Genomic DNA, 12,093 nt, shown 5'->3' on the forward strand with positions numbered 1-12,093 from the left:
TCGACTATATCGTGGCCCTGCGCATAGTACCCGATTTGCCATTTACCCTGGTCAGGGACCATTATACCGGGCTACATACACTGTCTGTTGCCCGGACCAGAGCCAATCAGGCTATTCAATTTACTTATGTCGTAGAACCCGGAAAACCGCGCAGAAAAGCATCTGCTGCTAAAGATGCCCGTTCAGAACCATCAATACCTCCTGATGCCCGCTGTTCAGAAGGTATAAAAACAGTACTGAACAATCTGTTTGAGAAAATTAAAGACCAACCATCCGAAGTACAGGAGTTTTTGCTGACATTACAAAAAACTGAAGACAGGGCGCAACGCATTAAGGCGATCACGGACTATTGCAAACAGTTTACCGGTAAGACTGAACCGGAGAGCGGGGAGAATTTCTTTCGATTTCTGGTAACACAGCGGCAAGGCAGCTGTCGTCATCGTGTGGCTGTTTTTGTTGCTATTTGTCGTTATTTCGGGATTCGCTGTCGGCAAATTACTAACCCTAACCACAGCTTTCCAGAGTATTCCGTGAATGGTGGTCGAACCTGGGAAGCAGTGGATTTGGGTGGGGAGCCCAGACTGCGAACAGAAATCAGACCTGACTTCCAGCTCACCAAAAAGGTAAGTCGTTCCAGCTCTGTGTCAAAGAGGAATATGGGTCACCTGAAGGGGGTGATGAAAAATGCTGATTTAGCACAACAGCAAGCTCTGGCCAAAACCTTTGATATGTGTCCTGAGGAACTGCACAAAGCGCTTGAGACAAACATGGCATTTCCAAACATTAATCTAAGTACTTTCGAAATAGTCAAAAAACTTTGGGAAGAAAAAGATTTAACCCATTTTTCTGCGGGTATCTCAATGTTAGAGTCGCTGGAGACAAAAGCGTTGGGCTATTACGAGAAAAAACTGGTCGGCGCTGTGCGTGACAGCAGCTTCAACAACTATAAACCGATGTCTGAGGCAGTAAAAAGAATACTGTCCAACAGTGATGGCTATCAGGTCATTGAACAACTCAAGTCACTTCATTCGAAAATGATTGATCAGGCGGGAGCAAGTTCTCAACAGTGGTTGAGTTCAATAGTGGATATACTGATGCACAGTGACCTGAGCAATCCTCCGGTTATTCGCTTTGCCTATGCGGCTTTGGATTTGGGTTGGCTGGATCCGCCGTCGGTGTATGAGAGTCATATTATAGAGGCTGCTGAACATCATGAGTTATTGTTGCGTCTGGAAGGTGTCGATGAACTGAAGGCTAAAGCCGCTGATGGCCTGAAAAAGTTTTATCAGCAATGCTTGTTCAGGGAAAAAAACAGCCAGAAATGGCAGTTGGCTTATGAAGGTTTCCAAAAGAGTAAAGATAATGCCTTATTTATTACTCATGGTTATGATGGGTTTTCGTCATTCCTTGAAGATAAAATTTCTAATTCATCGTTAAAGCCCATCTGGACCGATAATCCTGAGGGCACTCCGAATATAGAACGACTGCTGGTGCAACATCCCGCGTTTTCGAAATTAAGCTCAGGCAAGACGAACCACCGTTTGGTGATTATCATGGGGCAACCCTTGAGCGACGAAGTGATTGATGAAAAAGCAGAAGCCTTGCTTCACAAAAAAGTCGAGAACAGCCCTGACTTGAAACAGCTCCTGGCAAGAATTAATCAACGTAAAGCAATAAGAAAACAATATGTCGATGCTATGGAAGAATTGAAAAAGCCCGATGCTTCTACAAGCTATAACGAGTCCATGTCTCCTCATGATCACTACCGGATTCAAAAAGAAGAATATGAGGAAAAAAAGCATGATCTCAACAGCAGGTACTTAAAGTCCATTGAGGCGTTTGATGGAGAGAAAACGGCTATGGATGATATAGAAAACAAATGCAGGCAAGCGATTCAGCAGGCCTTCAGTCATTACCTCTATGAAGCGACACACTCGAAAGGCGGTTGCTTGACGTATTGTTGGGCCGATGCTGCTATCAAGGGGGTCGGGGGTTTAGACCATTACGGCGCTCATGACCCCTCCTCACCGGAAGAACTGTATGCCATGATGTCTGCAATTAATAGCTCTTCCCATTTTCAGGAATCTGTTAAGGATGCCTGCGTAAGGCAGGCACTCAATGCCAGTAACGCTTTGGTACTCAAATCCGATGAGCTGACAAAAATTGCCGAAGAGTTTTTGAGCAGCGTGAATTTGAACTCGTTGTGTGACTCATTGGATATGTAATAACAGTTTCGTCATGATGAGTTTTTTCGAGATAATTAACTTCCTTCCGAAGCAACGAACCGCTATCAAAATGGAACTTTCATACTAATTTAAGGTCATATTATTAAACAGTCTCAATTAAATCCTTCAGATGGCAGTAGGGAGATTAACTATGGATGGCCCAATTCGTGGAGAATTAAACAAATCAATTCGTAACAACGGCGTGCCTGATAACAGCATTCCAGCCAAGAAAGCAAAGCTTGGTGAACCGATTGCAAAGATCTGCTCTGATGTATCGGTCAATCTCAATCTATCGTCATCTCCGATTAGGGTGCCTGACAAGGCGAGAACCGTATCCTCAACGGATTCCTCGCTCCCCGGTGCTTCTCATTCCTTCGATTTTCGGTTTGTCACCAGTGATGATGAGGTTCGACAGCTTTTAGTGGCCCTGACCGGTGACGAAAATCGTGATGTCACCCTTATCTCCCATCCCGATGACCTCTCACAGGCTAATCTGGTGAGTCGGTTGAGCATTTCCGGCGATGGTCGTCACATTCTACGTGCGGGCAAGCTTTTTGAAGGTCCACAGCCACTAACCCTGGTGATGGATATCCGAAAGCTCACCAGCGAGCATCTGCCAAAATTTAACGATTTGCTCGACCCGGCTAACCCCAGTCTGTATGACAAAGTCAGCCAGAAGAAATGCCCCTTGGGAAAGCATGTTTATCTGCTGGTTCTGGCAAGCCCTGCGCAGTTGACATCGGTTGCTCAGAGTGACGTTGCTTCGGGAGCCGCCGCTTCGGGAGCCGCCGCTTCGGGAGCCGCCGCTCCGGGCGCTGATTTCTGGCGGCGAATTAATCGACCGGGAAATACCTGGCAGTTCGATGCACAGACCGGCAATGACCAAGCGACGGAGATCAACAAAGTTCCTCCGGTATTGGCCGAACTCCCGAGTGCCGAAAGTGCCATGGATGACGACCATACCGTTGTTATTGACTGTCACTGGCACAGTCACTGGCGACAGTTGCTGCTGGGCGGTCCCGGAGTCGATAAACAGGGGCGAATCCGGCACATCCCCGGCAGGCTTGAGCTGTTGAGGGCCGGACAGCGGGTGATTCTGAAAGGAGCCAACTGGCAGGATCTGGCGTTCGAGCAGGTTATCCGACAGATGCAGTCGCAAAAGTGTTTCGAGAGCAATGGCAAGATCTGTCAGTTACCAGATGATGTTCAGTTTTATCAAATGCCGATAGGGAATGACGAACTTCATTCGCTGTTCCAGAGCCTGTCTCACTCCAGCGACAAAGAACTTGATAAAGGACTTGATAAAGAGCACGCAGTAAAAAAACCGATCATCATTAACCAGAGTAATGTTTCAGAATGGCTGAGCCCAATTGCCATTGCCCCGGAAGGCTATGCAGTTCCTAACACCTGTCTGTTGGAACAAGTTCGGGCAGGTGGTTCAGTCACCATAACGTCCCCCCTCAATGAAGCACTCTGGTTTTGTTTGCTGGGTTCACTGCAGACTATTCGCGAGACAACGGGCCTGGAGCCCCGACTGCACGTTGCTCATACAAAAGGGCAGCCGAAAGCCCTGAGTTTGGAAGAAAACGATGAGCATTCTTTGTCCAGAAGCCATCAGCCGTTCAGGAGCCGTCAGCTGCTGAAGAGCCTTCAGCTGCAGAAAAAAGTCAAAGGCCACGCCGCCTTTAATGCCGTCAGGTATCAGCAGCCTTCCCAGGCCAGTCACTGGATCAATCGCCAGACATTACCTTTGGTGATTCAGATCAATGAACAGACCAGCCTCGGTCAGCTGTTTGATAATATTCATATCACCTCAGAACAAGAGGCACATTTTGGCCGACGTCAAAGTGAGTTGCAGGAGGCATTAACCGCTGGCAAACCGGTCGTGTTGCGGGGACTCGAGAATAATCCAAGACTTCAGCAACTTCTGGAACCCCTGGCTGTGGGGCAACCTCTTTTGGTTAATGGCCAGCTACAGGCCTACCCGAATGCTCATGTCACTTTTCTATGGCCTGAGTCTGCGAAAAGCCCTTCTTCGGTATTCAGTTCATTGGTTGCCACGGGTAAAACGTGTCCTGAGATCGATATCTGGGATTTCAATGCATTCAAGCATGGTATCCCCCGGGCTGAGTTGCCCAAACAGGCACTTCAGCAACTTTACGAAGCGTTTAAAACAGTACCTCCCAGGCTCTGTAACCCTCTGCCTGAACTGACCGAACAATCACTGCATAACCTGATACTGGCTGCCCGGCGAGCACAGCAGGTTGACCAGTCGCCGCAACTCCTGCCCCGTCACTGGCGCAAGGCCGTTGATAGCGTCATCACCCATGGTACCCGGCAGAATCCGGCAGTGCGTGATTTTATGAAAGTAGCCTGTTGGCAGTTATTGCCGGATGCCCATAAAAAGCCCGATGAGGATCAAACTGCCTCGGTGGATCCGGATCGGTTAAATGACATCATCAGCAGTGCCCCGCAGCTGGATAGAGAGTTTGTGAAACAGAACCTGTGGTCACTGGCCAGAGCTTCTGACCCGGCAGTCTTTAAGGACACTCAATTTGAAGGATTTCAACTGTCCTATGAAAGTTTATTTCCGCATCGGTATGCAAATCAAATTCTGGGAAGGCTCTGTGCAATAATCGTGGCCCATGCTCCCGAAGAACAAAGGCAGGCAATTGCGTATCAGTTGGCAGTTGATCCGGCAGCAGCAGAGCCCTATCAACGGTTAGCCATCAGGCCATCAAGACAGATTAAACGTTTGCAAGATGCACTGGCTTCTGGTTGGCAGTTAGCTTTGTCATCGGGGCAGACCCGATCCGAAGCTATTCACGCTCTGGCCACTGATTGTTTTCACATGGCCAGGGCAGCAAATTCTGATGTGCAATGCATTGAATGCATAGCCAACCGCCTGTCTGAATCACTGGTATGGCAGGGTTCCGCTGATCAACCCTTGTCAGCACTGGCTGACGATCTTTATCACGGCCTGATGAATCAAAAAGATCGTGAAAGTCGCCGATTGTCCCGCCTCCATGACCGGTTGGCAGACTCACCCGTTATATTCCTGCAGGGAGAAACCGGCACCGGGAAAAGTTACTTTTCCGCCAGGATGGCAAAAGCCTCAGGGGAGGTTTCGGTGATTTCCCTTGGGCCTTCTGACAGCGAACAGACCCTGATGAAACGCTGGCAGTGGCAAAAACACGCCGATGGCGACCGCTCTATGGTGCAGCAAAACCGGATGCTGATGGAATGGGCCAAAACACCCGACAAAGACGAGCGCTATGTCACCCTGATTCTGGATGAAGCCAACCTCGCCAAAGCGGGATTGCTGGCGTCATTAAACGGCTTATGGGAACCGGAACCCTGCATCTATGTGAATGGCCATCCTGTCAAGGTCAGCTCAAAGCACCGGGTGATTCTGACCGGTAACCCGGATCATTATGCCGGACGCCAGCTGGACCCGGCGCTGGAAGAGAAACTGCCCAGAGCTTATTACCCTCGTCTGGATCAGGCATTTCTTCGAGACCTGGTGGTTGAACCGGCTCTGGTCAGACAGCTACAACGGCACCTGCCGGAGCCTCAAATAAACGACATTGCACACAGTGCGTCCGAAAGTGTGATGACACTCTGGCAATATTATCAGGAACTGTTACCGGAGCATGAGTTTACCCCCAGGGATTTAACGGATATCTGCAGTTGGGTGGGTTGGTATCTGGATTGTGCGCTACCTGTAAACGACAGTATTACCAGTGAAAAAATGAACGGTTTGATCCGGCAAAGTTTTCGGGATGTACTGGGTCCCGAAATCAGCGAAACTCATCAGGATGCCCTGTCAGCACTGGAAATCTGGTTTGCTGCCCGTTACGACCCGGACAACACCCTGAGCAACAAAGTTCATAACCAGACCACCCTGCACTCTATACAGCAGGCCTTCAAAGAAATCACCAAACAAACGCGACCTGACTTTGATACCTCCGGATCGGCAGTCCATGAGCTGGTGCAACGCTTGGGACAAGATCTAAGCCGGTGTCAGCAGGCTTATCATTTCAACAGGAAACACGACGGCCGTCAGGCGACACTGGTTGAAGGCCCGGCCGGTCGGGGTAAGGATGCCACGCTGAACCTGATGATTGAAAGTGTCAAACAGCAGGCTGAGCGACGGGGAGAATCCATGCCAGAGGTCTCTCTCCTGAATGCCTGTGATTGTTCCTGGGACAAAGTGTGTGAAGCGATCCAGAAGGCCAAAGTGCATGGCGGCATCGTGGTTATTTCAGAGATGAATCTGATCGACAGCCAGCACCTGGAAGGTGAATTGAACGATATTCTTGCGGGTGACGCCCATCCGGGCTTCCACTTGTTCGCCACCATCAACCCACCGGAGTACAGCGGGCGAAATCCCTTATCACCGGCGCTGAAAGGGCGTTTCCGGCATCTGCCTGTTCGGCAGTACAGCCCGGCAGAATTACAGACCATTGCCGAGAAAGTGTTGCCAGAGTCCTCAGAAGGGAAATTCGTCGCTAAAAAGCTGACAGAAAAACATTGTCATTTAAGGGCTTACCTGCAACGACACAACTTGCCGTTGCAGCCGACCAGCCTTGATTTACAGAATGTGGCCAGAGCCGTCATTCGGGGGGGGGGATTTTACCGAAGACGGACTTCTTCAGTGCCTTAATCAGCATTACCGGCTTTACCTGATGGCCGCCGGGATATCGCTGGAGGAACTGCCAGAGCCATCGGCGCTTGCCATGACTACCTGTGAGCTTGATTCCGGACTTTGCCGTTGGTTCAACCAAACGGTATCGGGTATTAACCGTCCCTGGTTGATACGAAAGAGTTACCTCAACAGTATCGATGAAAAACGCCACGAAATACGTATTAAGGCGGATCTGGATGGAGAGGAAGCCAGAACAGAAATCATCAAAATGGTGGCTCAGGCCAGATGGCAGGCGTTCGGTCTTTCCCTGAAGCCGGATCGGTCAGATGATATTCTCACCCGGGCACTTTACCGACATTGTCAGCAACGCTGGTTTAATCATGAGTTTGGCGAGACGAGCGTAGACGTTAACAGGGTATTTGTCCTGACGGAAGAAGAGGAACAAACGCTGAAATTATCTGCTTCTCAGCTTTATCTTCAGGAGGCTGAGAAGTGGGTAGAGGCGTGGATCGCCCAGACAGCTAAACCGTGTCCTGCGCTTTGGCAGCAGATGAGTGATCGGCTGAACCATTTGGTTGACGATGTTACTAACAAAGCGTTGGCTATTGGCAGTAATAACGCGCCTGAACCATACGATCCGCAAGTCCACGAAAAACAGGCTGGGGTATTGGACCGGGAAACGAACTATGATTGGCAGGAGACGCGATCTGTTACCGATTATATAGTTTTTAATATGCACCATTCTCCTGCGACTTATCGGGTGTCGGCAGCGGATATTTATGTGACTGCTGAGGGTAAAGTCAAAAAGATCAATCTTGATAATATACACATTTATGGGGTCGAAACCCTCAGACCGGACCGTTTACCGGGGCCTGATCAGTCAGTGACATTAACCAGCGATCAAACGTTCGCTACCTTGTACTTGTCATCGAAAAATGGTCAATATTCATTGCCCAGCCTGACGCCTGACGACTATATAGTGGCCTTGCGTACTGAACCCGATTTTCCATTTATCCTGACCAGGGACGTATATACCGGGCTTCATACACTGACTATTCCAGAGGACTACACTGAGCAAACTATTCGGTGTGCTTATGTCATAGAACCCAGAGAGCCGGGCAAAAAAGCACCTGCTAAAGAAGCCAGACCAGAAGGGCCAGCACATTTTGACGCCCGCTGTTCAAAAGGTATGAAGGCAGTGATAAAGAGACTTTTTGAGACGGTTAACCACGTTGACCAACACCCACCCGAAGTACGGGTGATTTTGCAGGCCATAGAAAACGCTGAAGACACGGAGCAACGAATTGAGGCGATCACAGAATATTGCAAACAATTTTCCGGTGAGACTCAACCCGGGCGCCATGAAAATTTCTTTGACTTCCTCGTAACAAAGCGGCAAGGCAGCTGTCGCCATCGTGTGCCTGTTTTTGTTGCTCTTTGTCGTTACTTTGGGATTCGATGTCGTGAAATTAATAACAAAGACCACAGCTTTGCTGAATATTCCGTAAATGGAGGCCAAACCTGGGTGTCAGTGGATTTGGGCGGGGCGCCTGTAGAGGCAACAGAAATCAAGTCTGACTTCCAGCACACCATAAATACCAGCCATTCCAGCACTCAGCTCAGGAAGAATAAGGAGCTCCTTCAGGATCTCCTGAAAGGGGCTGACCCGGAGCAACAGCAAATTCTGGCTGAAGCCTCTGGCTTGAGCCTTGGGGAACTGAACAAAGCGCTTGAAAGAAACAGTGCATTGCCAGAAAACCATCTAAGTATTTCCGAAATAGTAAAGCACCTCTGGGGGAGAAAAGATTTAACCGGTTTTTCCATGGGTGTCTCAATGTTAGAGGCGTTAGAGACAAAAGCATGGAGCGCTATCGATACGCGCCTGGCCGGTGATGTGCAGGTGTATGACGCCAGTAAATATACCAATAGACCGATGTTGCAGGCAGTAAAACAAATATTGTCTGACCATGATGCAAATCAGATCACTGAAAAACTCAAGTCACTCCATACAAAAATGATTGTTCAGGTCGGAGCAAATCCTTGCAACTGGTTATCTACAATGGTGGGCATGCTGATACAAAGTGACTTGACCATACCTTCGGTCATTTTTTTTGCCCATGAAGCTCTGGCATCGGGTTGGCTGGACCCAAGGACCTACTGGGGCAGAATTGGGACCCCTCCCAATGAACTTCTTAATCTGTTGGTGCGTCTGGAAGCTATCGATGAACTGAAAGTTAAGGCTACACAGTGCCTGAAAGAGTGGTATAAGGCATTGTTTTCCAGGGATGAAAATATCTTTATGTGGCGGTTGGCTTACAATCGCTTCCAGGGGGAAAAAAATAATGCCTTCTTCATCACTGATTGTCATGATGGGTTTTCGCCATTTCTTGAAGGTAAAATAGCCAGCTCATCTATACAGAACTCTTGGACGGACATACCTGAGGGCATTCCGAATATAGAACGAATGCTGGTGCATCAACCCGCGTTTGTAAAGTTAACCTCGGGCAGGGCGAACCACCGTCCAGTGATTATCCTGGGGCAACCTGTCTGGGGCGGCAAAGTGCTGGATGAAAAGATCGAAGCCCTGTATCAACAAAAAGTCGGGAACAGTCCGGACTTGAAGCCGTTATTGGAAAAAATGAAACAATCTGATACGACGGCAGGTCAATGTCAGCGCAAACCCATTCCAGAGTCCCCTGAGAAGGACTGTGGGCCTTTGGATGCTTTAAGAAACAAATGCAAACAAGCGATTCAGCAGGCCTTCAGTCATTACCTTTATGGAGTCACCCACTCGAAAGGCAGTTGTTTAACCTATTGTTGGGCCAAAGCTTCGATCTTCGAAAGCTCACCAGACTTGTACGGTGCTCGTGACCCATCCTCGCCAGAAGAGCTACATGCAATGATGTCTGAAATTGATAGCTCTTTGGGGTTTGAGAACTCTCTTAATCTTGCCTACCTGCGGCAAACACTCAACGTCAGTGACGCTCTGGTGCTCAATTCCGACCAGCTGACGAACATTGCCGAAGAGTTTTTGAAAAGCGTTAATTTGAATTCGATGTGTGATTCACTGGATACGTGATAGCCGTTTGGCCATGATGAGCTTTTCGAGTCCGATTAATACCTTCAATGGTTTCGGGCAACCATTCAAATAGAACTTTTATCCTGTCTGAAGGTCATACAATTAAACGGTTTCAATGCTGTTCTTCAGATTACAGGAGAGAGGTTGACTATGGATGGTCGGATTGATGGGCAAATAAACAAACGCGCTCTTGCTCTTTATGAAGGTGAAACGCCCAAGAAAGCAAAGCTGGAGTTATTGTCGAAAGAGCATGGAGATCTCTGCCGCAGGGTAACATCCCAGCTGGCTATATCGTCACTCCCGACGACATTGTCCGCTAAAGTGAGGACTGTATCTTCAGCAGATTCCCCGTTCCGCAAGGCTTCCCATTCCTTCGATTTTCGTTTTGTCGCCAGTGATGATGAGGTTAGACAGCTTTTAGTGGCCGAGACCGGCGATAAGCATCGGGATGTCACCCTTATCTCCCATCCCGATGGTCTCTCTCAGGCTAATCTGGTGAGCCGGTTGAGCATCTCCGCTGATGGTCGCCACACTCTCCGCTCAGGCAAGCTGTTTGAAGGTTCAAAGCCGCTCACTCTGGTGATAGATATCCGTAAGCTCACCAGTGAGGAGCTACCAAAATTTAACGATCTGCTGGACCCGGACAACCCCTGTCTGTACGACAAAGTCAGTCAGAGTAAACGCCCCCTGGGTGAGCATGTTGCTCTGCTGGTGGTGGCAGATCCTGCACAGTTGGCATCGGTTGGCCGGTGTGATGACGCTCCGGGGGCTGATTTCTGGCGGCGAATTAATCGGCCGGGAAATACCTGGCAGTTCGACCCGGAGAATGGCAAGGACTCATCGATGCACATCAGCGAGGTTCCTCCGTTATTGGCTGAACTTCCTTGTGGCGAAAGGGTTATGGACGACGGCAATACCATTCTTATCAACTGTCACTTGCACAGTCACTGGCGACAGTTGCTTCTGGGTGGTCCCGGAGTGAGTGAGCAGGGGCGGATCCGGCACATCCCCGGCAGGTTTGAACTATTGAAGGACGGACAACGGGTAATTCTGAAAGGGGCCAATTGGCAGGATCTGGCCTTTGAACAGACGATTCGACAGATGCTGGCGCAAAAAAGTTATGAGAGCAATGGCAAGATCTGTCAGTTACCGGACGATGTTCATTTTTATCAGATGCCGGTAGGTAAAGATGAGCTTAATTCACTGTTCCAAAGCCTGTTCCACTCTCTGCCCGGCTTGAGTGAGGAAAAACTTGATAAAGGGCTCTCCCCAAATAAACCAAAAGACCCGATCATCATTAACCAGAGTAATATCAGGGAGTGGCTGAGCCCCATTGCCATTGTCCCGGAGGGCTATGCAGTTCCTAATACGGGTCTGTTGGAACAAGTTCGAGCGGGTGGTGTAGTCACCGTCACATCTCCCCTCACTGAGGCACTTTGGTTTTGTTTACTGGGTTCACTGCACAGGATTCGGGAAACGACAGGTCTGGAGCTCAGACTGCAGGTGGCTCATACCAAACGGCAACCAAAAGCTCTGGAATTGGAAGAAACCGATAAATACCCTTTGTTCGCTGACCTTCACTCAAAGGAAAAAAATAGCGGTCACGCCGCCTTTAGTACCGTCACGTATCAACAGTATGCCCAGGCAAGTCATTGGATCAATAATCACTCTGAATCACCTTTGGTCATTCAGCTTAATGAACAGACCAGCTTCAGTCAGCTGTTTGATAATATCCATATCGCCTCGGAACAAAAGGCACATTTTGGACGACGTCAGAGTGAGTTGCAGGAGGCTTTAAACTCTGGTGGGCCGGTCATATTGCGGGGGCTCGAGACTAATCCAAACCTCCAGCAACTTCTGGAGCCCCTGGCCGTTGGGCAACCTTTGTTGGTTAATGGCCAATTACAGGCTTACCCGGAAGCTCGTGTCACCGTTCTCTGGCCTGAGTTTTTGAAAAGTTCATCTCCACTATGGCGTTCGATAATAGCCACGGGTGAACCGTGTCCCGGGGTCGATATCTGGGGGATCAATGAGGTTAAGCATGATATCCCCCGGGCTGAGATGCCACGAAAAGCGCTTCAACAAATTTACGAAGCGTTTAAAACCGTGCCTCCCGACCTTTGTAACCCTCTGCCTGAACT

Annotated in this window: 4 protein-coding genes; all 4 read left to right on the plus strand. The window is 49.2% G+C overall.

Going from position 1 to position 12,093, the window contains the following annotated elements; all coding sequences use genetic code 11:
- Positions 1–2,225 (plus strand): transglutaminase-like domain-containing protein (locus tag KDK16_RS02510; protein WP_257274515.1); only part of this gene is annotated, 2,225 nt, incomplete at its 5' end.
- Positions 2,226–2,376: 151 nt separating this feature from the next.
- A complete protein-coding gene (locus KDK16_RS02515) occupies positions 2,377–6,891 on the plus strand; it encodes an AAA family ATPase (RefSeq protein WP_257274516.1) in 4,515 nt (1,504 codons plus the stop codon).
- Positions 6,815–9,952 (plus strand): transglutaminase-like domain-containing protein, encoded by a 3,138-nt coding sequence (locus KDK16_RS02520; RefSeq protein WP_257274517.1) that lies wholly within the window; start codon positions 6,815–6,817, stop codon positions 9,950–9,952. The genes KDK16_RS02515 and KDK16_RS02520 overlap by 77 nt, the downstream gene beginning before the upstream one ends.
- 150 nt (positions 9,953–10,102) lie before the next feature.
- A partial coding sequence (locus KDK16_RS02525; RefSeq protein ID WP_257274518.1) for a hypothetical protein occupies positions 10,103–12,093 on the plus strand: 1,991 nt, incomplete at its 3' end.

Source organism: Endozoicomonas sp. SESOKO4 (assembly GCF_024606275.1).

Coding starts and splice junctions, on each gene's coding strand:
- KDK16_RS02515 (WP_257274516.1), top strand. CDS start 2,377: ATGGATGGCCCAATTCGTGGAGAATTAAACAAATCAATTCGTAACAAC.